This window comes from Streptococcus sp. 27098_8_12 (assembly GCF_041432115.1).
Classification (GTDB): domain Bacteria; phylum Bacillota; class Bacilli; order Lactobacillales; family Streptococcaceae; genus Streptococcus; species Streptococcus parasanguinis_V.
In genome coordinates this window covers 36,892-59,620 of the sequence record NZ_JAPVZA010000010.1, presented here as the reverse complement: position 1 = coordinate 59,620, position 22,729 = coordinate 36,892, and the positions used below count along the sequence as shown (strand labels likewise).

The 22,729-nt window shown below is 42.6% G+C and carries 27 protein-coding genes; 3 read left to right on the top strand and 24 right to left on the bottom strand.

The genetic code is table 11. The annotated features are described in order from the left end of the window. Positions 1-83: 83 nt before the first annotated feature. The 5 genes from O3629_RS05550 to O3629_RS05530 all read right to left on the bottom strand — a co-directional run bounded on the left by O3629_RS05550 (position 84) and on the right by O3629_RS05530 (position 4,144). Positions 84-1,145, bottom strand: coding sequence for a BMP family protein (locus tag O3629_RS05550; protein ID WP_371608852.1), 1,062 nt, complete (start codon positions 1,143-1,145; stop codon positions 84-86). 75 nt (positions 1,146-1,220) lie between these two features. Continuing rightward, on the bottom strand, positions 1,221-1,610 hold the full coding sequence (locus tag O3629_RS05545; RefSeq protein ID WP_371608851.1) for a cytidine deaminase: 390 nt from the start codon (positions 1,608-1,610) through the stop codon (positions 1,221-1,223). After that, entirely contained in the window at positions 1,597-2,259 is a 663-nt protein-coding gene (gene deoC / locus O3629_RS05540; protein ID WP_371608850.1) for a deoxyribose-phosphate aldolase, read from the bottom strand. The genes O3629_RS05545 and deoC overlap by 14 nt, the downstream gene beginning before the upstream one ends. A 17-nt stretch (positions 2,260-2,276) precedes the next feature. Next, positions 2,277-3,554: a pyrimidine-nucleoside phosphorylase gene (locus tag O3629_RS05535; RefSeq protein ID WP_371608849.1), complete on the bottom strand. Its 1,278-nt coding sequence runs from the start codon at positions 3,552-3,554 to the stop codon at positions 2,277-2,279. Continuing rightward, positions 3,551-4,144, bottom strand: a complete 594-nt coding sequence (locus O3629_RS05530; RefSeq protein ID WP_070594890.1) for a class I SAM-dependent methyltransferase — start codon at positions 4,142-4,144, stop codon at positions 3,551-3,553. The genes O3629_RS05535 and O3629_RS05530 overlap by 4 nt, the downstream gene beginning before the upstream one ends. A 90-nt stretch (positions 4,145-4,234) precedes the next feature. Between O3629_RS05530 and coaA the strand changes: the two genes are divergently transcribed. The 3 genes from coaA to O3629_RS05515 all read left to right on the top strand — a co-directional run bounded on the left by coaA (position 4,235) and on the right by O3629_RS05515 (position 6,073). After that, on the top strand, positions 4,235-5,155 hold the full coding sequence (gene coaA / locus O3629_RS05525) for a type I pantothenate kinase (protein ID WP_070466090.1): 921 nt from the start codon (positions 4,235-4,237) through the stop codon (positions 5,153-5,155). 96 nt (positions 5,156-5,251) lie between these two features. After that, entirely contained in the window at positions 5,252-5,500 is a 249-nt protein-coding gene (gene rpsT / locus O3629_RS05520) for a 30S ribosomal protein S20 (protein WP_003007640.1), read from the top strand. Between the two features lie 66 nt (positions 5,501-5,566). Beyond that, entirely contained in the window at positions 5,567-6,073 is a 507-nt protein-coding gene (locus O3629_RS05515) for a DNA topology modulation protein (RefSeq protein ID WP_223324642.1), read from the top strand. A 33-nt stretch (positions 6,074-6,106) separates the two neighbouring features. Here O3629_RS05515 and ldcB read toward each other — a convergent pair whose 3' ends face one another. From ldcB to O3629_RS05420, 19 genes are all read right to left on the bottom strand, one after another. Then, positions 6,107-6,886, bottom strand: a complete 780-nt coding sequence (gene ldcB, locus O3629_RS05510) for an LD-carboxypeptidase LdcB/DacB (RefSeq protein ID WP_070587317.1) — start codon at positions 6,884-6,886, stop codon at positions 6,107-6,109. Between the two features lie 9 nt (positions 6,887-6,895). Beyond that, the gene (locus tag O3629_RS05505) at positions 6,896-8,683 is read right to left on the bottom strand and encodes a hypothetical protein (RefSeq protein WP_223324641.1); all 1,788 of its coding nucleotides are present in this window, start codon (positions 8,681-8,683) and stop codon (positions 6,896-6,898) included. A 66-nt stretch (positions 8,684-8,749) separates the two neighbouring features. Continuing rightward, the gene (locus O3629_RS05500; protein ID WP_371608848.1) at positions 8,750-9,997 is read right to left on the bottom strand and encodes a DUF6574 domain-containing protein; all 1,248 of its coding nucleotides are present in this window, start codon (positions 9,995-9,997) and stop codon (positions 8,750-8,752) included. Between the two features lie 322 nt (positions 9,998-10,319). Further along, positions 10,320-10,604 (bottom strand): rhodanese-like domain-containing protein, encoded by a 285-nt coding sequence (locus O3629_RS05495; RefSeq protein WP_049507134.1) that lies wholly within the window; start codon positions 10,602-10,604, stop codon positions 10,320-10,322. A gap of 20 nt (positions 10,605-10,624) precedes the next feature. After that, on the bottom strand, positions 10,625-11,116 hold the full coding sequence (locus O3629_RS05490; RefSeq protein WP_070665314.1) for a prolyl-tRNA synthetase associated domain-containing protein: 492 nt from the start codon (positions 11,114-11,116) through the stop codon (positions 10,625-10,627). A 12-nt stretch (positions 11,117-11,128) separates the two neighbouring features. Then, the gene (locus O3629_RS05485; RefSeq protein WP_070846535.1) at positions 11,129-11,713 is read right to left on the bottom strand and encodes a uracil-DNA glycosylase family protein; all 585 of its coding nucleotides are present in this window, start codon (positions 11,711-11,713) and stop codon (positions 11,129-11,131) included. 52 nt (positions 11,714-11,765) lie between these two features. After that, the gene (gene pepV, locus O3629_RS05480) at positions 11,766-13,172 is read right to left on the bottom strand and encodes a dipeptidase PepV (protein ID WP_277838753.1); all 1,407 of its coding nucleotides are present in this window, start codon (positions 13,170-13,172) and stop codon (positions 11,766-11,768) included. Between the two features lie 34 nt (positions 13,173-13,206). After that, complete coding sequence (locus tag O3629_RS05475) at positions 13,207-13,812, bottom strand: nitroreductase family protein (protein WP_003001591.1); 606 nt, start codon at positions 13,810-13,812, stop codon at positions 13,207-13,209. 148 nt (positions 13,813-13,960) lie between these two features. Continuing rightward, positions 13,961-14,803: a metallophosphoesterase family protein gene (locus tag O3629_RS05470; protein WP_343093108.1), complete on the bottom strand. Its 843-nt coding sequence runs from the start codon at positions 14,801-14,803 to the stop codon at positions 13,961-13,963. A gap of 10 nt (positions 14,804-14,813) precedes the next feature. Next, the gene (gene uvrC, locus O3629_RS05465; protein ID WP_049474580.1) at positions 14,814-16,649 is read right to left on the bottom strand and encodes an excinuclease ABC subunit UvrC; all 1,836 of its coding nucleotides are present in this window, start codon (positions 16,647-16,649) and stop codon (positions 14,814-14,816) included. 137 nt (positions 16,650-16,786) lie between these two features. Continuing rightward, positions 16,787-17,257, bottom strand: a complete 471-nt coding sequence (locus O3629_RS05460; RefSeq protein ID WP_371608847.1) for a hypothetical protein — start codon at positions 17,255-17,257, stop codon at positions 16,787-16,789. Positions 17,258-17,333: 76 nt separating this feature from the next. Next, positions 17,334-17,654 carry an Imm59 family immunity protein gene (locus O3629_RS05455; RefSeq protein ID WP_371608846.1) on the bottom strand — a complete coding sequence of 107 codons (321 nt, stop codon included), beginning with the start codon at positions 17,652-17,654 and terminating at the stop codon, positions 17,334-17,336. A gap of 99 nt (positions 17,655-17,753) precedes the next feature. Then, the gene (locus O3629_RS05450) at positions 17,754-18,251 is read right to left on the bottom strand and encodes an Imm6 family immunity protein (RefSeq protein ID WP_371608845.1); all 498 of its coding nucleotides are present in this window, start codon (positions 18,249-18,251) and stop codon (positions 17,754-17,756) included. 139 nt (positions 18,252-18,390) lie between these two features. Then, positions 18,391-18,798, bottom strand: coding sequence for a hypothetical protein (locus O3629_RS05445; RefSeq protein ID WP_277838758.1), 408 nt, complete (start codon positions 18,796-18,798; stop codon positions 18,391-18,393). A 133-nt stretch (positions 18,799-18,931) separates the two neighbouring features. Then, the gene (locus O3629_RS05440; RefSeq protein WP_371608844.1) at positions 18,932-19,915 is read right to left on the bottom strand and encodes a lysostaphin resistance A-like protein; all 984 of its coding nucleotides are present in this window, start codon (positions 19,913-19,915) and stop codon (positions 18,932-18,934) included. Continuing rightward, complete coding sequence (locus tag O3629_RS05435) at positions 19,912-20,532, bottom strand: TIGR01906 family membrane protein (protein ID WP_371495108.1); 621 nt, start codon at positions 20,530-20,532, stop codon at positions 19,912-19,914. The genes O3629_RS05440 and O3629_RS05435 overlap by 4 nt, the downstream gene beginning before the upstream one ends. After that, positions 20,525-21,295, bottom strand: coding sequence for a TIGR01457 family HAD-type hydrolase (locus O3629_RS05430; protein ID WP_371608843.1), 771 nt, complete (start codon positions 21,293-21,295; stop codon positions 20,525-20,527). Before O3629_RS05430 ends, O3629_RS05435 begins: the two co-directional genes overlap by 8 nt. Beyond that, positions 21,296-21,982 carry a hypothetical protein gene (locus tag O3629_RS05425; protein WP_371608842.1) on the bottom strand — a complete coding sequence of 229 codons (687 nt, stop codon included), beginning with the start codon at positions 21,980-21,982 and terminating at the stop codon, positions 21,296-21,298. Next, on the bottom strand, positions 21,972-22,727 hold the full coding sequence (locus O3629_RS05420) for an acyl-ACP thioesterase domain-containing protein (RefSeq protein WP_118397603.1): 756 nt from the start codon (positions 22,725-22,727) through the stop codon (positions 21,972-21,974). Before O3629_RS05420 ends, O3629_RS05425 begins: the two co-directional genes overlap by 11 nt. Between the last annotated feature and the right edge of the window lie 2 nt (positions 22,728-22,729).

The following is a 22,729-nucleotide window of genomic DNA, read 5'->3' as shown; positions in this document are numbered from 1 at the left end:
AGACAACTAACAGATTTTATTGAGACAAAAATGTCTCACTTTAAAAGAAACGGCCCTTAAAGGGAGGGCCGCCCAATCAAATATTATTTTTCAGGAACTTTAAGAGACCCATCAAGGATTTTAGCTTTAGCATCTTCGACAGCTTTTTTAGCATCTGCAGAAAGGTTGTCAGTTGTCAAATCAACTCCACCATCTTTCAAGCTATAAGTAATCACTTCACCGCCAGGGAATTTACCGTCAGCAGCTTTCTTAGCCAAGTCTTTTACTGATTCTCCGACTTTCTTCAAGCTTGAAGCCAAGACAAAGTTAGATTTTTTACCATCTTTAGAAGTGTATTCACCTTCAGCTTTTTGGTCACGGTCAACACCAAGAACCCAAACTTTTTCGTCTTCATTTTTCTTCTCGTTCAAGTCTTTTGCTTCAGAGAAGACACCTGCTCCAGTACCACCAGCTACTTGGTAGATAACATCTGCACCTGCAGCGTATTGTGCAGCAGCAATTGTTTTACCTTTAGCAGAGTCACCGAATGAACCAGCGTAGTCTACTTGAACTTTGATAGATGGGTCAACAGATTTAACACCAGCTTCAAATCCAGCGCGGAAACGAGTGATAACTTCACTTTCCATACCACCTACAAACCCAACTTGTTTAGTTTTTGTAGTTTTCGCAGCAGCGATACCAGCAAGGTAACCAGCTTCGTTATCGGCATAAACAGCAGATGCTACGTTCTTTTGTCCTTCAATACGATCATCAATGATGACATAGTTCACATCTTCGTTGTCTTTTGCAGCTTTTTTAACTGAGTCGCTCAAGGCAAACCCAACACCAAAGATCAATTTGTAGTCGTTAGAAACAGCTTCATCAAGGTTTGTCGCATATTGAGATTCATCTGTTGATTGGAAGTAGTCGAATCCGTTCCCTTTAGAAAGACCGTTTTCTTTCCCCCAAGCTTGCAAACCTTCCCAAGCAGATTGGTTGAATGATTTGTCATCCACACCACCAGTATCGGTAATAATAGCAGCTTTCAAATCAGATTTTGATTCTGAGTTTGCGCTATCTTTTTTAGACGCACGATTTCCACATGCTGCAAGTCCGATAGCAGCGACAGTTACTAGACCAAGGCCTAGCCATTGTTTCTTGTTCATTACTGAACCTCCTAAATTATTGTGCAACATTGTTGCGAAGTATTGAAAGGGTCAAAAGACCGCCTCACAGACCAACTAAGTCAAATCTGTAAAGGAATATGGAAGTAATTCCTTGACCGTCATCACGACCGTCGATTTATCTTTAGATACCAAAGTTACAGGCAGATCCGGCTCAAAAAATTCAGCCATGACCTGGCGACAAGCACCACACGGAGAGATGGGGTTGTCTGTTTGCCCATAGATAATCAGCTCTTTGAACTCGCGTGCTCCCTCAGAAACTGCTTTAAAAATAGCTGTCCGTTCCCCACAGTTGGTTAATCCAAAACTGGCATTTTCGATATTGACACCTGTATAGATCTGGTCATCCTTGGTCACAAGGACTGCACTAACTGGGAAATGAGAATAGGGCACATAAGCCTGCTGGCTCACTTCTACTGCTAAATTGATCAACTCAGTAGTCGCCATGAGCCACTTTTCCTTCCATGATTGCTACACCAGAGGAAGTTCCGATACGGGTCGCACCAGCTTCGATAAATGCAAGAGCATCTTCATAAGAGCGAGCTCCACCAGAAGCTTTAACTCCCATGTCTGGTCCAACTGTTTGACGCATTAAGGCTACATCTTCTACCGTCGCTCCTCCTCTTGAGAAACCAGTTGAAGTCTTCACAAAGTCAGCTCCAGCTGACTTAGCAATCTGACAAGCAACGATCTTTTCATTGTCTGTTAAGAGACACGTCTCAATGATAACTTTGACCAGCTTATCACCGCTTGCTTCGACAACAGTTTGGATATCTTCTTCAACTAGTGCTAAATTCTTAGACTTCAAAGCTCCGATATTAATGACCATGTCAATTTCATCGGCACCATTTTGAATAGCATTTTTTGTTTCACACGCTTTGACAAAAGGGGTATTTGCTCCCAAAGGAAAACCAATGACGGTACAAACTTTTACATCTGAATCGCGCAAGCCCTCAGCTACAAAATTCACCCATGTCGGATTCACACAGACACTCGCAAAATCATATGCCTTAGCTTCTTCGATCAATTTTTCGATCTGTTCTTGTTGCGCATCTGGTTTTAAAAGAGTGTGATCGATATATTTATTTAACTTCATACAATCTCCTGAGCTACTTAAGATATTATTTCAATAATTTCTTTAACGCTTTCAGCCCCTTCTAGTATTTTAACATTTTTTTTGAATTCTGTAACGCTTTCTTGTGAATTTTTTTCATTCACGAAAATACGAGCAATGCGTTCCCCTTTTTTAACCTGCTCTCCCACTTTTTTGTCAAATACAATCCCTGTTTCATAATCAAGCGGATCCGATTTGACAGCACGGCCAGCACCAAGTCGCATGGCTAACAGGCCAAATTCCATGGCAGGTAAAGCTGCAATGACGCCATCTTGATCTGCTGTTACTTCAAGGACCTGATCTACTTTGACGGGACGATGCAAATCCTCTAAGTCTCCACCTTGTGCCACGACCATTTCTTCAAACTTGGCTAAGGCTTGTCCATTGCTCAAGTGTTCATGAATGGCTTCAATCGATTGATCTACATTGGCCAATTTCAACATGATTTGTGCTAATTCACAAATAAACTCTGTTACATCAGCACGCCCCTGTCCTTTTAGAATATCCAAGGCTTCCAAAATCTCTAAACGATTGCCAATACTGGTTCCCAAAGGTTGGCTCATATCTGTAATAACAGCGATTGTCTTGCGCCCTACGGCATTACCGAGATCCACCATGGTACGAGCTAGTTCACGCGCCTCTTCAATGGTCTTCATAAAGGCCCCTTCTCCAACGGTGACATCGAGAAGGATGGCATCTGCTCCAGCAGCAATTTTCTTACTCATGACGGAGCTAGCAATCAAAGGAATGGTGTCCACTGTCGCTGTCACATCACGCAGAGCATACAAGAGTTTGTCTGCTTTTACGAGTTGGTCGGATTGACCAATGACCGATAAGCCGATCTCCTGCACCTGCTGGATAAATTCCTCTTGGTTCCGTTCAATCTGGAAACCTTTAATGGATTCCAACTTATCGATGGTCCCACCTGTGTGGCCTAAGCCACGGCCACTCATTTTTGCAACCGGCACTCCGAAACTTGCAACCAAAGGCACCAAGACCAAGGTTACCTTGTCTCCTACACCACCAGTCGAGTGTTTGTCCACCTTGATTCCTGGAATAGCTGACAGATCAAACTGTTGCCCCGTTTGGACCATCTTCATGGTCATATGAGAGATTTCTTCCGTCGTCATCCCTTTAAAATAAACAGCCATAGCAAAAGCGGACATTTGGTAATCTGGAACCGTTCCAGCAACATAGCCCTCAATCAGCCATTCAATTTCTTCCTTGTTTAAGGCAAGACCATCTCTTTTTTTCTGAATGATATCTACTGCTCTCATGATTCTTTCTCACTTCTTAAAATATAATAGCCTTTGTCTTTTTTTACGATTTCACAATTGCCAAACGTCTCTTCCATCTTGGCCTTAGCGCTCGGAGCCCCTTGTTTTTTCTGAATGACAATGGTCAAGTCTCCACCTGGTTTCAAATGTTCAAAACTACCGGTGATCACTTGGTGGACCACTTTCTTACCAGCTCGGATCGGCGGATTACTGATTACATGGTCAAAGACCCCTTCGACTGCTTCATAGACATCCGAAGAAAAGATCTGAACTTCCACGCCGTTTCGGCTAGCATTTTTCTTAGCCAAGTCTAGTGCCCTCTCATTGACATCGACCATGGTCACTGCGACTCCCTGGGCTTTAGCTAGAGAGAGGCCAATTGGACCATAGCCACAGCCAACATCGAGGACACTTTCCCCTTCTTGAAAATCCAGGGTTGATAAGAGCACCTGGCTTCCATAGTCAATCATTTTTTTACTAAAGACGCCGGCGTCCGTATAAAAATTCATCTTTTGTCCCAATAAAACAACAGCCAGATCATGAATATCATGGGCTGCATCTGGGTTTACATCGAAATACATTTTACTCATAAGGTTATTTTATCATAATTCACTCCTTTTTTAAATCGTTTACATGACCTCTAAAAATTGGTATACTAAAGACTACAATAGGAGTGACATATGGACAAAGAATTTCTACATTTTGAAAAAATTAATCGGGAAACCTGGCAAAATTTGCACCGCAAAACCACCCCACCACTCTCTCAAACAGAGCTCAATTCTATTAAAAGTTTTAACGACCGCATCAACCTCCAAGATGTACGTGACGTCTACCTGCCTTTGACAAACCTGATTGGAATCTACAAGCGTTCCAAAGAAGATTTGGCCTTCTCAAAAGGTATTTTTCTTCAAAAAACGAGTGAGCGCCAACCCTTTATCATTGGTGTTTCAGGAAGCGTAGCGGTTGGAAAATCTACCACTAGCCGTTTACTTCAAATCCTGCTGTCACGAACCTTCGAAGGCTCGACTGTAGAGTTGGTAACAACGGATGGTTTTCTCTATCCAAATGCTATCTTAAAAGAACAAGAGATCCTCAATCGAAAAGGATTTCCGGAAAGCTATGATATGGAATTGCTCCTTGATTTTCTCAATCAAATTAAAAACAACAAGAGAGTAGAAATCCCTGTCTATTCCCACGAAATATACGATATTGTCCCAGATGAGAAGCAAACCATTTTACCGGCTGATTTTGTCATTGTCGAAGGGATCAATGTCTTTCAAAATCCACAAAATGACAGTCTCTATATGACCGATTTCTTTGATTTTTCGATCTATGTGGATGCCGCGGTCGACGATATCGAATCTTGGTATATCGATCGCTTCCAAAAACTCCTTGCATTAGCTCAGAATGATCCTAATAACTACTACTATCGATTTACAGAGCAACCCCTAGAAGAAGTTTTAAGCATGGCCCATCAGGTCTGGGAATCCATTAATTTAGTCAACTTGCAGCATTACATCCAACCAACCAGAAACCGAGCTGATCTGATTCTCCATAAGGCAACCAACCATGAAATCGACGAAATTTATCTCAAACGCTAGAGAAAATGGCCTTTTAACGGTACTTTTTTAAGGAAAAGCTATTTTAGGCTTGTCAAATCTTAACTTTTCATATATAATGAGATAGTTAGATTATCAATGGAGGTGAATAACTTGGCAAACATTAAATCAGCTATCAAACGCGCTGAATTGAACGTTAAACAAAACGAAAAAAACTCAGCTCAAAAATCAGCTATGCGTACTGCAATCAAAGCTTTTGAAGCAAACCCATCTGAAGAACTTTACCGCGCTGCTAGCTCAGCTATCGATAAAGCAGAAACTAAAGGTTTGATCCACAAGAACAAAGCTAGCCGTGATAAAGCACGTCTTGCAGCGAAACTTGGTTAATCAAGAACAGCATAAAAATCAAGCTCTCCGGAGCTTTTTTTGTGCCTAATTTTTTGAAAGGTGCTTATGAAAATCGTTATTATCGGCTATTCTGGCTCAGGTAAATCCACCTTGGCTGAAAACTTAGCCCGCCACTACTCCATTCCAAAGCTCCACATGGATACCCTTCAATTTCAACCGGGCTGGATAGACAGTGACCGGGATTGGATGGAGAAAGAGATGAGACAGTTTCTCGGCGATCATAAAGACTGGGTCATTGATGGCAATTACTCTTGGTGCTGCTATGAGGAAAGAATGGAGCAAGCGGACCAGATTATCTTTCTCAACTTCTCTCGTTGGAACTGCCTCTTTAGAGGCTGGAAACGATACCGCCGTTATAAAGGCCGAGTCCGTGAGAGTATGGCGGCAGGTTGCCCCGAACGCTTTGACTGGGAATTCATCCGTTGGATCCTTTGGGACGGTCGCCAAGCTAGACAGGTCACACGCTATCAGACTGTCAACCAAACCTATCCAGACAAATTTATCTCTCTTAAAAACCAAAAAGAACTGGATGCGTTTCTAAAAAACATATAATAAAAAGGTTGGGATATCAATCCCAACCTTTTCTTATTTATCAACGTAATCGCCACCGGTGAAGCCATAGTATTCTTCCAGACTCAAACCTGAGTCCGCGATATCTTGCGCTTCTTTTCCGATATAGCGGAGATGCCAGCTTTCTGGCATGTAGCCTGTCACTTTTTCTTTTCCTTCTTGGTAACGAACCACAAAGCCATATTTAGCAGCATTCTTGAGCAACCACTTACTTGGTCCAGGTTCGGTTACCAAATTACCACTGGTATCGATTAAATCAAAGGTCAAACCAGTTTGGTGTTCACTATAACCCGGTCTTGCAGAATAACGATCGGCGGCTTCCTGACCATCTTGATTGACATAGTTTTGGTAGAGGCCAACTTGGGTATCGTAGCTACGAAAACCACTATATTGGTCACTGATCGGATATCCTTCTGCCTGCATGGCTGCGATCAATTCATGAAGGGCTGAAACAGCTTCAGGATCTTCACCTGGGTTAAAGTCAGGCGACAAGGGATAATGTTTGTTGGCGATCATAACCTCACCATATTTCCCTTTGACACTATAGTAAGAACCATTATAGCTGACACCAGAGTCCACTTTGACATCTGACTTACCAGCTTTTGAAGACTCTTCTTTGCCAGTCTCTTTTGACGTATCCTTTGCAGAAGACGTTTCTTTGGAAGACTTGGTTTGCGTTTGTTTGCTTTCTTCTTTTGCAGAAGATTTAGAACTAGTGGAATGAGATTGGGAGCAAGCTGTCAGGGTTAACAAGGCAACTGTCACCAAAGTTAATTTGGAAAATCTTGCTTTCATGGGAATCTCCTATGATTCTTTTGTTACGACAATATCTGTAATCACATAACTTGCACCTACTTTTTTCAAGGTGTAGGTCTTGTACTTGCGGTTTTGTGAATCTGGATGGCTATCTGTATAATGCACGGTAAAGTCTTCATAAGTCTTGATCGTTACCACACCATTTTCTTCCGTGACACTTTGAATGTCCAAAGCTCCTGGAGTATAGTAGTCAATCTTAGCCTTTCGAACACCATCACCAGTTGTGAACTCAACCATGTCTTTGTAGGCTTGACTTTGTGTGTCATAGTATTTAGAGTAGGTGTTATTTCGATTTGAAACGGAGCTAAAGACAGCGTCGCGGTACTCTTTCAAGAATTCTTCCGCCAAGGTCCGATTTTGTTCTTCTTTGGCAGCTTGCGCTTTCTTAGCATCTTGTGCACTCTTGATGCGTTTTAGGGTATCTTTGGCTAGTTTAAGTTCGATCGGATCGTTCTCACCCTCTTCAATCGTCACCTTAGCCTTTTCAGTTGTATAGGTTTCCCCATTCATGTTGAAGACGGCATGTACTTCAATTTCTTGATAAGGAATGCTGTCTACTTCAAAGGTCGTGCTGGTTCCGACTTCTTTGCCGTTGACCACAACCTTCACATCCGTTGGGTTTTCAACTTCATCTGGGAACTCAACTTCTAAATTGCGTTTTTCAGAATTCAACTGCAATTCTAAATTATTCTTTGTTGCTTTTTTAGGATTGAGATGGATCTTAGAAGTAACATTTCCGACCTCTGTTTTAGCAGTCAATTCCATTTCTTTTGTATTGTAATGGAAATAACCAAGGTCTGTCACTGCATCTTTCTTCAAGGTCACTGTTTTATTGGCAGCCACTTTGAGTTTGGCTTGATCCAAATTGGTCTTGACCTTCACTTGCACTGGATAGCTGGCCACACGGTATTCTTGGAAGATTCCAAATTTCTTGTCCGCTTTTTCCAAACCAAAGATCTTGTTTCCAGATTTATCCGTATAGCTGCCTTCTCCACCATTATCAATGATCTTGTTCAACTCTGTGCCGATATCGACCCCTTGATCTTCCATGCTGGTAATAAAGCTTTCGGCTTCATCCTTTGTCCATTTATCGTTATCGGTTGAAAGCAGATCTGCTGCTTCGCGATAATCCTTGGTGTCCACTGCCTTAATAAATTTATCTGCAGTCACTTCGACACGCGTTGTTGACTGGAAGTAAAAGAAGGCTGCTACCAAAGCTATCACAAGGACTGCAATAGCAGAAATAATCCCAATTTTCTTCTTGGAAAGTTTCTTTTCACCCTTCGTTTTAGGGGCCTTTTGTTTTTTCTGAGCTGGGCCTGCTTCTGTAACATTTGGACCAGCAAAGACCTGCGTTTGCTCAGCGGCAAGTGGAGCTGTATACTCTTTAGTTTGCTGTTGAGGGACATATTCCTGTGTTTCTTCTGTTGAATCTGGGGTCGCAAATTCTGCTTCAGGCACAGGTCCTACAAAAAACTCGAAGTTTTGACTTTTAGCCGCGGTAAATTCTTCTGCACTTGGCTTGCGGCCATAGGTTTCTTCAAAATGTTGCAACCAAGCCTGTCGAGGTGCTAGAAGTGGATCGACATTCTTCACTTCTTCAACTGGTTCAACCACTGGTTCCTCGACAGGAGCTACTTCCTCTGCTGGGGCATTCCCAGCGATATACTGAATTTGTTTCAAATCAAATCCACAAGCTTTCCCAGCCATAAACTCTTCTGGTGACGGTTTGCGACCAATCACTTTTTCAAATAATTCAACCCATTTCTTTTGCATGGATCTCTTCTCCCTCATTATAAAATAGGGAAAGTGGGTTCCCCCACCTTCCGTTTTGTGATATTGTTAGAATCCAAAGTTAGAGAAATTTGGAGCACTTGGAATAAATCCTACGGCTACTTGTTCTAAAATACGAGCATTCACATAAATGACAAAGATGGCAATGAGAAGCAAGACAACAGATGATGCTACTAGAAGCAAGAATTTATCTGCTTTAAAGCTTGTCTTGTTCAACCCTTGATGAACGACATAGCATGTTCCAACAAAGAACAAGAAGAAAATAAGGAAGTTTACAAAGCCATAAAATTCATAAACTTTTACAAGACCTACTAAGAAAGCAAGGAGGGCAAGTGGCAATGTGTAAACAGACAAACGTCCAAACTCTTCAAATGAACGACCGTAACTGTATTCCTTATCTTGAAGAACCACACGACGAACAAAGAATCCAGCTACTTGGAAGGCGTAAAGGCTAAAGAATAGGGAAATCAATGTCAACATAAAGGCACGGAAATCCATTCCATAACCACCTGTAAATCCACTAGCTGTGAAGAATGTCCCCAAGGTCAAGACAAAGGCAGTCAAGACATACTGTAAAATTCCGTTAAGTGCTTTTGGATTTTCTACAGCCGTTGGACGTTTCAAAGCTGAAAGGAACCAATTCCAGTAACCACCAACGGCTACACCAAATTGACTTGGTTGGGCAGGATAAGGTTGTCCTGGTTGACCTTGGTAAGGAGCTTGTTGATAAGCTGCTTGAGTCGGTTGTTGGTAGGCTTGTTGGAAAGCTGGCCCATTCGCTGGAGCAGCTTGAGGAGCCGGTTCTTGAACTGGAGCTGCAACTGGTTCTTCTGCAGGAGCAGCTGGCGCTGCGACAAACTCTGGAGCTTGTGGAGCTGCGACTGGTTCTTCAACAGGGGCAGTTGGTGCTGCGACAAACTCTGGGGCTTGTGGCGCTGCGACTGGTTCTTCAACAGGGGCAGTTGGCGCTGCAACAAACTCTGGAGCTTGTGGAGCAGCAACTGGTTCTTCCACAGGGGCAGTTGGTGCTGCGACAAATTCTGGGGCTTGTGGAGCAGCAACTGGTTCTTCCACAGGGGCAGTTGGTGCTGCGACAAATTCTGGGGCTTGTGGAGCAGCAACTGGTTCTTCCACAGGGGCAGTTGGTGCTGCGACAAATTCTGGGGCTTGTGGGGTTTCTGGAACCACTACTTCTTCTTGAAATTCTCCTGCAGCCAGTGCTTGAGCAATTTCTTCTGCACTAGCAGAACGACCATTTACGGCTTCGAAATAATCCAGCCAATCTTGTTTTGACATATTTTAATCTCCTTAACTATTGTTCATACTAGGGTATTATACAAAATTTCTGAACCATTTTCAATGAAAGACTGGAAAATCCCTGTAATATCTTTTGAAAAACATACAAATTCTACTCATTTTTAGAAATTAGTAAAGAAAAAGGCTGGGACAAAAGTCCTAACCTCTCAATTATTTTTGGATTGTCGAGCAAGACGCAGTGGTTGAGTGGGCTCTACTACGCTGATTTCATCAGCTTTTACAGCCCTACTCAACTGTGCGGAGGTGGGACGACGAAATCGAATTCTTAATGAATTACCGATTTCTGTCCCACTCCCGTTTCTTAGGATTCAAATGCATCCATGCCACCTTGGACGTTGGTCACATCATAGCCTTGCTCTTCCAAAAATTGGCAAGCACGTGCTGAGCGTCGACCTGACTTGCAGATGACATAATAGGGATGATCCTTCTCTAATTCCTGGTAGCGATCTGCTAACTCAGATAAGGGAAGAAGACGAACCCCATCTAAGTGAAGGGCATCATATTCCTCCTGCTCGCGTACATCAAGAACGTGTATGTTTCCTTTTTGATAAGCTTGGTAAAAGCTTGAAAATGGAATTTCTTTCATGATTTCTCCTGTAAGATATGTTATGGAAGGGTTAGGATTTCATAGTTAAAGTCAATAGACTCTAAAAATCGGAACAAGTCTTGGGTTTTAATAAAGATGGTTTTTTCGTTAGTATTGGGATGGAAGGTCATGATTTCCTCTGACACAATATCCTGATCAAAATAGACCCGAATATCTTTTTCTTCATTGTTCAATAAACCAAATGGAGAAACCGTTCCTGGCGGTAATTGCATTTTTTCAGCTAAAGAATCTGCTGAAGCCATGCGGATCCGGTTGGCTTCCACTTGCTCTTTGAAATCATCCATATCCAATGGCTTCTGGTCATCCATGATGAGCAAATAGTATTGAGTTTTCTTTTTGTTGGTCAAAAACATGGTCTTAGTGCGGACACCTTCTAAGCCTTCAATATAAGAATCCGCCTGCTCCGTCGTAAATGCAGGTGGGTGTTCCACCACATCAAATGAAATTCCCAACTCATCTAATTTTTCTTTAACTTGTTGATAAGGATCCATCTTCGCTCTCCTTTATTTTTGAATGATCTCTTGTACTAAGGTTTGCAATTCTGGGACAACTTCTGCCTCAAACCAAGGATTTTTAGCCATCCAGATTTGATTACGAGGGGAAGGGTGAACAAGTGGAAAATAGGTTGGCAAATAGTCTTTAAAATGGTGGACCCGTTCGGTTACTTTGCCACTAACCTTTTCATGAAGGTAATAAGCTTGAGCATATTGTCCAATTAAGAGGGTTAACTCAATATCCGGACACTCCTTGAGAAGTTGAGGGTGCCACTTTTCCGCAAAGCCTTTGCGAGGTGGAAGGTCACCAGATTTCCCATGCCCTGGGAAATAAAAGTCCATGGGAATGACCGCAAACAAACCAGAATTATAAAAGGTGTCTTCGTCAACTCCTAACCATTCGCGCAGACGATCACCACTCTTGTCCTTCCAGTAAATACCAGCTTCTTCCGTCTTCATCCCTGGAGCTTGTCCGATGATATTGATACGAGCTGTCTTTGGGGCTGCAAAGAGTGGCTCTATCCCTTTCTCTGTATATTCTTTATTTTGAGGATCTGCCATAATGGCTTGTTTAATGCTTTCAATCCTTGACATAAGTCCTCCTTCTATGGAAAAACTCAGCCAGAAAAACTGGCCGAGTAGTGGATTATTTGATTAGTTCATAGATGGCTTCTGCGTAAATAGCTGCTGCACGATAGAGATCTTCGACATCTGCGAACTCATTAGCTTGGTGCATAGTATTGACATAGTCTGGGAACATAGCACCAAAGGCAACCCCACGTTTCAAGAGACGACCAAAGGTACCACCACCGATCACTTGTTCATGTCCTTTGAGGCCAGTTTGTTTTTCGTAAACACGCAAGAGGGTGGATACCAATTCATCATCCATCGGAACATAGTGAGGTGTGTGACCGTGGGCTGACAAGCTTACTGTAGCCACTCCTTCGATCTTTTCAAGGGTGGATTTGATGGTTTCAGGATCTGTACCTTGAGGGTAACGGATATTGAGGGCAATAGTGTTGTCTGCTTGGCTTTCATCAAAATGGAAGACACCTGCATTCATGCTCAATGGTCCCATTTTGGCATCTGTATGGGCAATACCTAATTTTTCACCAGCAAAATCTTCGTGAAGAAGTGAGGCTGTCACATGAAGGTAAGCCTTAGCAGCACCACCAAAATCAAATTGGTTCAACAAGAGAGCCAAGTAGGTCGCACCATTGATCCCATCTTCAGGAGTTGATCCGTGAGCAGATTTCCCAACAATCGTAACGGTATAGGTTTCTTCATCGACAGTTGAGATTTCATACTTGAGCTGGTGTTCCTTAGCAAAGGCATCTAAGAGGCCAGCAAGATCTGGTAGTTGTCCAGAAACGACTGCAGTCGCTGACTCTGGTACCATGTTTTCACGAAGGCCACCTGTAAAGCTATGAAGATGGGCACTTCCTGTGTTGTCATTTCCAAAATGAAGGTACTCAGTGATGTTTCCTTTTTCCCCATTGATGATTGGGAATTCCGCATCTGGTGAGAAGCCAAAATCTGGCTCAGGAAGTCCGACGTGTTTGAAATAGTAATCCATGTCGCTCCAGCCTGATTCTTCATCTGTACCGACAACAAAGCGCACGCGCTTGGAAACAGGGAGGCCTAGGTCTTTAATGATCTTCAAACCATAGTAGCAGGCCATTGTAGGCCCTTTATCATCAGACGAACCACGCGCATAGAGCTTGCCATCGATAATTTCTGGTTTGTAGGGATCCGTTTTCCAGCCACTACCTGCAGGCACGACGTCCATATGGGCAAAGATCCCAAGCTCTTCTTCTCCTTCACCAAAAGTAAAGTGACCGGCATAATTGTCGACATTCTTGGTTTCATAGCCATCACGTTTGGCAATTTCCAAGAATTTTTCAAGAGCTTTTACAGGACCAGGTCCAAAAGGATGCTCTGCATCTGCCTTGCTGTCATCGCGTTCAGAATTGATTTCCAAGAGGCTGTATAGGTCAGCCATCATCTCATCGCGACGTTTTTCTACTTCTGCTTTAAAGTCAACTGTTGTCATGAATTCCTCCTCAATCTTCTTATTGCTAATTGGCTTAGCGTTTGTCAATGATTTCGTCCACTGGTAAGCGATAGCTTGGCTCTACTTTTTCAGCCGCATAACCAACCGTAATCAAGACTTCCGGACGGAAACGCTCTTCGATGTCCAATACTTCATTGATTTTTGATTTATCAAATCCCAAGATAATATTGGTTCCAATGCCTTGGTCCGTCAAAGCAAGTACCAAGTTCATGGCCACAAGACCGGCATTCAAAGCCAAGTAATCACTCGTTTGTTGGGCATCATAGCGTGCAAATTCAGCAGGAAGATTTTGCATAAAGTATTGCAACTGCTCATCTGTGAAGTTTTTCACCCCACCGACACGCGCAATCTTACGAGCCCGTTTTTGCAAATCGGTATCTGTAAAGAGGGCGATGGTCACAGGTGCTTCCATGACTTGATCGTAGTTTGCACCGTAGGCTAATTTTGCCAATTCTGCATTTTTTTGACGAACGACCACAAATTTCCAAGGTTGGCTATTATGCGCACTTGGTGCCAAGGTCGCAATTTCAATAGCTGTCCGTACATCCTTTGGATCGACCGGTTGGTCAGTGAAATGCTTGATCGCATGGCGTTTTTTATTGAGCTCTAGAAATTTCATAAGCTTCTTCCTTTTCTATTTCTGTTACTCCTATTTTAACACAAAATGAAAGAGCTTGCAGGGTTTTACAGCCTAAGATTGTGAAAAAAGAAGCGGACATTTTGAAGATCCGCTTCTTTTTTATAGGTTGAATACACAAGAGATCTACCTATGATTCATTGGAAAGATTGAAATAGGCAGCTACTTCTTTAGCATAACCGTATTTCTCAATTAAGCTAGTTAGAAGCTCGATGTTATGGCCCCGATAGTTATCCTCGCGTCTCAATTCTTCGTACATCTCAATAAAGGGAAGGCCCTGGTCCTTGGCATCTTGAAGCTCTGCTTCATAGTCATAGGCTACCTTACGAAATTGCAGGTTGGTCACCCCGTCTTCTTCGACATCGATCAGTGCATACTGAGCTCTGTGGTTTTGAATTGGTTCCCAGTCAAAATAAGGCATGCCAATAGTCCCCGGATTGAGGATCTGCTGACCCTGGCTGCCATAGCGAAGCAACTGCTTGTGGACATGCCCGTAGATCGCCAGATCCGTCTGGTCATCCAGCAATTGGTCAAAGTTCTCCGTCGCATTTGCTGGACGCAAGTCTCCACCATAATTCTTTTCTGGCAAATTGTGGGTCAGTGAGAAGCGAATACCGTTGACCTCCTTTTTCTCTACCAAAGGAAGGGAGCGAAGCCAATCGATCCGCTTAGGATCTAGTCCTTCCATGAGGTACTGAGTGAGGCGAAGCAATTGGATCTCCTGCGGATCCTCAAGTCCATACTCGCCATCCAAGGCCTCTAGGACACAATCGTCCCAATTTCCACGAACAGCCGCTGTAATCGGAATCGCATCCAGTAACTCAAAAAGGTCATCTCTTCCAGGCCCCGGAAGCAAAATATCCCCTAAAAGCCAGTATTCCGTCGCGCCTAGAGCACGCGCATCCGCAATTACTGCCTCCAGGGCTGTCGTATCTCCGTGGATATCAGATAAAATAGCGATTCGATGGTTCATTTTAAACTCCTTATGATTGGTATGATTCAGAATCCTCCGCCACTTCCATCAAGAGACTTGCTTCTTCTTGCTTTCCTTGATGGAGCTTGGCTTGCACTGCCTCCGCTACTGCTCGTGGGATGCCGACTGTGACAATCTCATCCACAGTAGCTTCTTTGATCTTGGTCAGTGACTTGAAGTGTTTCATCAGTAACTGCTTGCGTTTTGGTCCCAAGCCTTCGATCCCATCCAGCTGGGAGGAGAAGGAATTCTTAGACCGAAGCTGGCGGTGGAAGGTGATGGCGAAACGGTGGACTTCATCCTGGATCCGTTGGAGGAGGAAAAATTCCTGCGAGGTCCGAGAGAGTTCGATGACTTGGAGAGGATCCCCGAAGAGCAATTCATGAGTCTGGTGCTTGTCATTCTTTTGCAGACCCGCAATAGGAATATCCAGCCCTAACTCATCTTGGATGACTTGCTTAGCGATATTGACCTGGCCCTGTCCTCCATCGATAACGATCAGATCTGGTGGCGTCAGGCCATCCCGCATGACCCGGCTGTAACGTCTGCGAATGACCTCCCGCATGCTGGCATAGTCATCTGGACCGACGACAGTCTTGATCTTGTATTTGCGATAGTCTTTTTTACTTGGCTTCCCATTGACAAAGACCACCATGGCTGAAACCGGACTGGTCCCCATGATGTTGGAGTTGTCAAAAGACTCAATGCGCACAGGGGTAGGGATTTGCAGGAGTTTTCCAAGATTTTCAATAGCACCTTGGGTCTTCTCCATGGATTTTTCCAGGAGATTGAACTTCTGCTCCAGACTGACACGCGCATTCTTAATGGCCAGATTGACCAGCTGCTTCTTCTCCCCTCGCTGGGGCTTGAGGACCTTGGTATCCACTAAGGCCTTGACCGCTTCCTCATCGATGTCTTGAGGGATCAGGATTTCATTGGGGATCAGGTGAGATTTCTCCTGGTAAAACTGCCCCACATAGGTCAAGAAATCCTCGTCTGGATCATTGTAGTAGGGGAAAAGATTGACGTCGCGCTCGATCAGCTTGCCCTGACGGACAAAGAAGACCTGCACACACATCCAGCCCTTGTCCACGTAGTAGCCAAAGACATCCCGGTTCTGCAAATCCTTGGCCATGACCCGCTGTTTGGTCCGCAGGGTCCCAATAGCCTGGATCAGATCCCGATACTCGGCCGCCCGCTCGAATTCCATATTTTGCGCAGCGGTAGTCATCTTGAGCTTGAGCTCATCGATAATCTTGTCATCCTGCCCCTTGAGGAAATCAGAGACCTCCTGGGCCATGCCCTTGAAATAGGCCTCGTCCTTGTGGCAAACCGTGTGGGCCATACATTGCCCTAAATGGTAGTAAAAGCAGACTTTGGAAGGCGGATTGGTACACTTGCGGAAAGGGAAAATCCGGTCCAAAAGTCGTTTGATCTCATTGGCTGCTCCCACATCTGGATAGGGACCGAAATAGAGACCACCATCCTTTTTGACCTGGCGCGTGATGATAAGGCGCGGATAGCGCTCATTGGTAATCTTGATGAAGGGATAGGACTTGTCGTCCTTGAGCATGATATTGTACTTGGGCTTGTTCTCCTTGATGAGGTTGATCTCAAGAAGCAAGGCCTCAATATTGGACTCAGTGACGATAAACTCAAAATCCACAATCTCAGATACCAGTGCTTCCGTCTTAGTATCGTGGCTTCCTCTGAAATAGGACCGCACCCGATTGCGAAGATTCTTGGCCTTCCCCACATAGATGATGGTTCCGTTCTTGTCTTTGTGAATGTAACAGCCCGGACTCGTCGGCAAAAGCTCGAGCTTGGATTTAATCAAGTTATTCATACTCTCTATTATAGCAAAAAAGAGAGGGGTTAGCCTCTCTGTATGATGTGATAAGATAATTAGTTCTTTACGGTAATAAAATTCTGAAAAAGTTCAAATCTGAATTTAGAATGTTTTCTCCTTTTCACTGATCCTCATTATAAAACCTTGTAGCACTTCTTTTCATAACCACAAGGAATATAGCCTGCTTGGTATAAAGCATACAAATCATCGAAAAATGGTGACTCAGCTTGAGGTATCTCTTTTTTAATGGTTAAGTAAATTGCCAAGCTAACAATATCAAATTTAATCTGATCTTTCATGGATTCTAGCAGTTTACTATCTGCAATCAGGTTATCTAATCGTGCTTCAATTTCAGGAATGATTTCCTCTTTTGCACTTATTGCCAGTGAATTCCAGTGTTTATATATGGCACTATGGTTTTTAAAAAGATAAGCACTAAAATCCCCATCTTTCTCTAATACAAAATTCTCCCACTTCAAACTATTTATACTCTTCTCCGCATCTTTGACAGTCTTTAACTGAATGATTGGTATATTTGTGGCTCTTTCTTCTTTCAAAAAGTCTATATTTTTTAGTGAAATGATCACATCATCATAGATCTTCATATTTATCCCCTTTCAATTACCTTATCTTTTAGATTTGTAATTTCTAATCCACTACTCTGAGATTTTAATTAGTTTCTTACTTGTCCCAAAGTGGCGAAGTATACTGTGGCATCCAGCCATTGGAAATATAGTACTTATTTATTAAAACAGTATGGTCTAACAACTCTAGAAATTTCTCTTTTGCTTCTGTAAAGTTTGTAAAGTGGAAAATTCCTCCTCTAGTAGCTCTATCCATCGTAGCATACACATTGTATTCCTGCTTTGAATCTTCATACTCAATCACTACTTCCCATTCACAGGGGCCATATTCATAAAAAATAGAATATCTTAATGACTCAAAACCTAAATCCTGAATAGATGATAAAAGTTCCTGTTTTTCTTTTTCTAAATTTTTCATAAAGTAGCTCCTGCAATTAGAGATCAATTAGTTACTTGTCTAGTACTATCTGGGCGAGTTAATTCTAGAACGTCCTGTCGTCAATTTAAGACTACTGAATCATTGTTTCAACTTGATTTCTTGAAGCAGATTCCCAAAATAATTGTCAACCAGAGGATCTTTCAAAAACTGTTCAAGGTCTAATGTAGATACTTGTTCCACTAATTGATAATTATCAGCTAGCAGTTGCTGGTAACTCGAAACATAAGCTTCTATCGTATCCTCATCAACACTTTCAATTGTTTGGGGTATGTACTTTTCTCCAGAATGCTGATACGAATGATAGCAAACCAAGACAAAATAATTGGCAATGCAACTCCATACAAGAGGATCGGTCTCCTTATCCAGCTCCATAAATGTCAAAATATCCTTTTCATCCACATTCTCCAACCGACTATACAAAATATCTGGACAAATCTTACTATCCTGGTCAAGCGATTGATTAGCAAGTTTCAAGGAATCTAGAACGAGGTCCTTGTATTCTATATGACTGATTAAATCGACTAGATTAAAAGTCAATTCTTGAAGAAGGTATAATAAGCTATCATTACATTTCATTTGTTTTTCCTTTTATATCACTACCTTGCAATAAATAAACTAGATCTCTTTATATCTTACAGTTGCGATAAATCTTGTATTTTCCGTTACTATTTTATTGCCGCTACAATCATATAAATGACATATCAGACACTCATCCTCAATCCTTTATCTCCACTTGCCCTTTTTCGTATGCTGAATACCAACTGCTATCTGGACTGACATACTCAGGTAATTCCTTTTGCGGCTGATCTCCTGAAAGGGTTAAAAGTCCATCATATATCATACAAGAATACTTCTCTGAATCTCTTGTAAATTCTTCATTTTCAGGGTCATATGAGTAAGTATGCTCTGAACTACCTTCCTTTATGGTGATCTGCTCTCCTTCTATTTTGATCCATGACGTTTTATCTAGGGAGGCCGTTTTAGTAGATTCATTTTTTACTGTCAGATAATAAATTCCATCCTTTGATTTCATCTCATCAAGGTTAATCCTGATAATCCCTAAAATCATCAGTGCAGGAATCATCAACAAAAACCATTTCCATTTTTTAGATTTATTTTTCATCAGTAACTATTACTCCATTGTTAATCTTTTAAGTTGCGTTATTTACAAGTTTAAACTTCCCAGTTCTACTCTCTCTATTATAGCAAAAAAGAGGGATCTAAAAGGATCCCCCTTTACTAGCAATCGATAAACTTTATCCTTTGAGATTAGCCATCTGGAAGATCGGAATCACATAAGGAACAATAGACATCAGGATAGTAAATAACACGAAGAACCAGAACCAGAAGGACGCGAGGGCACGCTGGAAAACTCCCGGTTGAGGTTTATTGGCTTGAATATAAGCCTTGATAGCTGGCCATTTAGTCGCAAGAACCACTATCATGACAATGGAACCAATAGCTAAAACACCAATTTGGAGCCAATTCGCTAGTCCCTCGTCCACATGATAGGCCACATAATGCAAGCCTTGGGAAATCACAAAGTTATTGAAAATGTGATAGAAAATAGCCCACCAGATATTGTATTCAAAGGCAATGTATCCGAAACCTAGACCAATGATACTCGCGAAAAAGAGCTGATCAAAATTGGCATGGAAGAGACCAAACAAGATAGCCGTCATGACAATGGCAAAGACCTTGCCATACCGTTCCAAGCCTCGCAAGCCGGCCCCACGGAAGAAGAATTCCTCTGTTATTGGACCAAAAAATCCAGCATACAAGAGCATGGTCCATGATCGCTCAATCGTATCACCTAGATCTGGTGTTGGAGAATGAAGGCCAATGGTCTCAAACATGCGCTCAATCACTTGTGTCATCACAGATGAAAATACTTGAGAAAAGCCAAGAAAGGCGAGAAGAATAAAGAAGACTGAAAGAGTCATCTTACGTCCCTTGTGCTTAAGATCATATTTATAAAGGGCCTTCTTGCGATAGGCATTAAAGAGAAAGAGTCCAATGAAAATAGAGATGAGGTAGGGAATACCAGCCCAAACATTCAGGGCATTGAGTTTCTCCGTTATTTGACTTGGATCTTTTCTGAGAGAGCCTGCTATGGTCAATCCAAGGAGGACTTCCCACAGGACGGTTACCAAGGTCATTACCAAGAGATAAATGGCAAGTGTACCGGAATACCTTCCTATATCTTTTTTAGGGTCTAATAATCGGTTGTATTGGTTCATTTCTTCCTCCTAGAAAATAGATAAAAACTCGCACACATTCCTTCGTATAAGACAAAGAAAATCAAAAAGGCATGCATAAAGTAGTCTTCTGGTAATGCAAGAATAATCGAATCCACGCGCGGATCAAAGAGCCAAGTATTGTCCCCAGCAAATAAGACTTGATGAAAGAGCGTAAAGAATTGATCAAAGCCAATCATAACAGCCATCACTGCAAGCACTACTGGTAAAACCATCATCCAAAAGAAGAGACTACGGTACAAGGTAAGGTAGCCTTTTTTGACGACTGTCCGCATAAACTGGATAAAACCAGGTAGTGTGACCACAAAAACAACCGTCACTAAGTGAAATAAGTACTTGACGGCCTCAAAATGGTGCAGTCCATTTTTTGAAGAGGGGAATTGAGGCATCTTCAACACCCATTGAAAAGGATTGGTCAAGTAGTTCATCAAGACATTAAAATTCTTCATGATAACAGAAGCCGAAAAACCAGTCCGGCTTTGAATCCCCAACCAATGAATCTCCATGGGATAGAGGGCCCAGGCTAGAGCAATGGTGAGAAGGATTGCAGCTGACAAGATAAAGAAAAATAGGTTGATTGATTTCAAACTTTTAAGCATCAAAATCCCACTCCGCTAAGCTGGAAACAACATGTGTCGGTGCAATTGGTAAGGTCGGTACTTCTTCTGGTTTGGTAAAACCAGTCGTCACCAAAAGGGTTGGAATCCCATTGTCAATACCTGCACGAATATCTGTTAGGTAGTTGTCCCCAACCATGACCACTTCTTCTCTTGCAAGCCCCAGGTGTTCAATAGCCTTATCCATAATGATGGCCTTTGGTTTGCCAATAATCACTGGCTTGACCCGTGTCGCTGCTTCAACAAGGGCAATCAGAGATCCTGCTCCTGGCATCAAACCACGCTCTGTTGGAATGTTGAGGTCCGGATTGGTCCCGATAAAGTGAGCTCCCTTTTGAATCGCCAGGGTCGCAAGAGCAAACTTCTCATAATCCACTTGCCAATCCAGTCCAATCACCACATAATCAGGTGCTTCTTCATCGATAATATAGCCAGCTTCTTCAATAGCCTCTTTGAGCCCCGCTTCTCCGATCACATAGACCTTTTTACCCAAGTTTTGATCATTCATGTAGTCAATGGTCGCAAGGGTAGCTGTATAGATGGTCGACACAGGGGTTTCAATATTGAAGTGAGTCGCTAGCATATCCCGAACAGTCTCTGGTGTGCGGGTTGTGTTATTGGTGACAAAGAGATAGGGAATCTCACGCGCCTGCAATTCATGGACAAAAGCTTCTCCTGCTGGAATTCGTGATTTACCTTTGTAAATAGTGCCATCCAAATCAATTAAATAGCCCTTGTAGTGCATTTATTCTTCCCTTTCTGTATCAGCTTTTTCATGCAACTTCTCTGCATCGACTCGTCCACCAGAACCATATAAAAGCAAAGCTCCAGCATAGAGGACAAATTGTAAAATCAACCCTGTAAAATTGATCCCTTGATTTCCTGATTGGGTAAACAAGAAGGAAGCCACCATGAGAATCACAATGGTCAATAACAGGCCTATTACGGTTGCCTGATCCACACTGATTTGATAAACCGTGCGTTTGGTGCTCCGGTTCCGGCCGTCTGACTTGGTTTCTGGTTGCAAATTCTCCACAAAATCCGTCACCAAGGTCGCAGCGAGGCTGACTGTTGTGCTAAAGAGCACGCCTTGAGACAAGCGGTGATAGAAATTGGACCAGAATGATCCTGATTGGCTAGTAATCCAAATCGAGAAGATCATGACCGGTAAAAGAAAGGCCAAGGTGAAATGGATCCAGACCCGATACCAGCGTACATCTTCTCTTAAAAAGCGATTAAAACTCTCTAAATTCAAGCGATAGCGGAAAAATTTATAAATTTCCTCTACCAGGATGATGCCCAAAGCACAAAGAGTCAAGAGCCAATCTCCCAACATGTACAAAGGGTTCTTTTGACGCTTGGCATAGGCCACAACCCGTTTTTGATAGCTTTCAAGTTCCTGTTTTTTATTTTTTAATCTTCTACTTTCCATAAATCCAACCCTTTTCTTCTACTTCTTCCCACTCAATTTCAGCTTGGGCATTGATCTGACCATCTGAAGTAATTTGGTGCTGAGTTTTCAAGCCCTCTTGTTCATATTGAGAGGTGATGAGACCTCCTGCTAGCACTTCTTTGACATATTTTAGATGAACTTTTTTAGGGACATGATGGGTCAAGAAGTCTGCTCCCATCACCTCAAAAACCCAGTCCAAGTACTTGCTATTATTGACATGCCCGTTCATATCCAAGTCGTAAAACCGAACCCGGTATTCTTGTTCCACGCCGCCTTCTAATTCTTTGAAACGGGGACCGCGGAGCATGGTTTTTGATAATTCAGAGTCAAAGGCATCCGTGATTTCACTCATAACAGGATGAACCTTGCGTGTATCACGATCCATCAAGACAAAGGTCGCGACCATCTCAATGATAGTATTTCCTGCTTCATCCTTGATATTAAAGGCCCGGTAGCAGAAAAGTCGATTGTGACTCTTGGCATAGGTTTCGATAGTGATTTTCTCATCAAAAACAGGGAGACGCTCGATCTTCATATTGTAATCCGTGATAATCCAGACTAGATTGTAGTTCTCTAAAATGTACATATCACTCATACCCAGCTCAATCGATTGCATGCCCGATACCTGTAAAGACAGCAAGATCAATTGGGGAATCTTAATATAACCATTGACATCGCTCATATCAAACGGAATTTTCATGCTGTATTCAAATGTTTTTGCCATTT

Excerpts from the sequence above, each read along its gene's own strand:
- O3629_RS05550 (WP_371608852.1), bottom strand. The coding sequence starts at position 1,145 with ATGAACAAGAAACAATGGCTAGGCCTTGGTCTAGTAACTGTCGCTGCT.
- O3629_RS05545 (WP_371608851.1), bottom strand. The coding sequence starts at position 1,610 with ATGGCGACTACTGAGTTGATCAATTTAGCAGTAGAAGTGAGCCAGCAG.
- deoC (WP_371608850.1), bottom strand. The coding sequence starts at position 2,259 with ATGAAGTTAAATAAATATATCGATCACACTCTTTTAAAACCAGATGCG.
- O3629_RS05535 (WP_371608849.1), bottom strand. The coding sequence starts at position 3,554 with ATGAGAGCAGTAGATATCATTCAGAAAAAAAGAGATGGTCTTGCCTTA.
- O3629_RS05530 (WP_070594890.1), bottom strand. The coding sequence starts at position 4,144 with ATGAGTAAAATGTATTTCGATGTAAACCCAGATGCAGCCCATGATATT.
- coaA (WP_070466090.1), top strand. The coding sequence starts at position 4,235 with ATGGACAAAGAATTTCTACATTTTGAAAAAATTAATCGGGAAACCTGG.
- rpsT (WP_003007640.1), top strand. The coding sequence starts at position 5,252 with ATGGAGGTGAATAACTTGGCAAACATTAAATCAGCTATCAAACGCGCT.
- O3629_RS05515 (WP_223324642.1), top strand. The coding sequence starts at position 5,567 with ATGAAAATCGTTATTATCGGCTATTCTGGCTCAGGTAAATCCACCTTG.
- ldcB (WP_070587317.1), bottom strand. The coding sequence starts at position 6,886 with ATGAAAGCAAGATTTTCCAAATTAACTTTGGTGACAGTTGCCTTGTTA.
- O3629_RS05505 (WP_223324641.1), bottom strand. The coding sequence starts at position 8,683 with ATGCAAAAGAAATGGGTTGAATTATTTGAAAAAGTGATTGGTCGCAAA.
- O3629_RS05500 (WP_371608848.1), bottom strand. The coding sequence starts at position 9,997 with ATGTCAAAACAAGATTGGCTGGATTATTTCGAAGCCGTAAATGGTCGT.
- O3629_RS05495 (WP_049507134.1), bottom strand. The coding sequence starts at position 10,604 with ATGAAAGAAATTCCATTTTCAAGCTTTTACCAAGCTTATCAAAAAGGA.
- O3629_RS05490 (WP_070665314.1), bottom strand. The coding sequence starts at position 11,116 with ATGGATCCTTATCAACAAGTTAAAGAAAAATTAGATGAGTTGGGAATT.
- O3629_RS05485 (WP_070846535.1), bottom strand. The coding sequence starts at position 11,713 with ATGTCAAGGATTGAAAGCATTAAACAAGCCATTATGGCAGATCCTCAA.
- pepV (WP_277838753.1), bottom strand. The coding sequence starts at position 13,172 with ATGACAACAGTTGACTTTAAAGCAGAAGTAGAAAAACGTCGCGATGAG.
- O3629_RS05475 (WP_003001591.1), bottom strand. The coding sequence starts at position 13,812 with ATGAAATTTCTAGAGCTCAATAAAAAACGCCATGCGATCAAGCATTTC.
- O3629_RS05470 (WP_343093108.1), bottom strand. The coding sequence starts at position 14,803 with ATGAACCATCGAATCGCTATTTTATCTGATATCCACGGAGATACGACA.
- uvrC (WP_049474580.1), bottom strand. The coding sequence starts at position 16,649 with ATGAATAACTTGATTAAATCCAAGCTCGAGCTTTTGCCGACGAGTCCG.
- O3629_RS05460 (WP_371608847.1), bottom strand. The coding sequence starts at position 17,257 with ATGAAGATCTATGATGATGTGATCATTTCACTAAAAAATATAGACTTT.
- O3629_RS05455 (WP_371608846.1), bottom strand. The coding sequence starts at position 17,654 with ATGAAAAATTTAGAAAAAGAAAAACAGGAACTTTTATCATCTATTCAG.
- O3629_RS05450 (WP_371608845.1), bottom strand. The coding sequence starts at position 18,251 with ATGAAATGTAATGATAGCTTATTATACCTTCTTCAAGAATTGACTTTT.
- O3629_RS05445 (WP_277838758.1), bottom strand. The coding sequence starts at position 18,798 with ATGAAAAATAAATCTAAAAAATGGAAATGGTTTTTGTTGATGATTCCT.
- O3629_RS05440 (WP_371608844.1), bottom strand. The coding sequence starts at position 19,915 with ATGAACCAATACAACCGATTATTAGACCCTAAAAAAGATATAGGAAGG.
- O3629_RS05435 (WP_371495108.1), bottom strand. The coding sequence starts at position 20,532 with ATGCTTAAAAGTTTGAAATCAATCAACCTATTTTTCTTTATCTTGTCA.
- O3629_RS05430 (WP_371608843.1), bottom strand. The coding sequence starts at position 21,295 with ATGCACTACAAGGGCTATTTAATTGATTTGGATGGCACTATTTACAAA.
- O3629_RS05425 (WP_371608842.1), bottom strand. The coding sequence starts at position 21,982 with ATGGAAAGTAGAAGATTAAAAAATAAAAAACAGGAACTTGAAAGCTAT.
- O3629_RS05420 (WP_118397603.1), bottom strand. The coding sequence starts at position 22,727 with ATGGCAAAAACATTTGAATACAGCATGAAAATTCCGTTTGATATGAGC.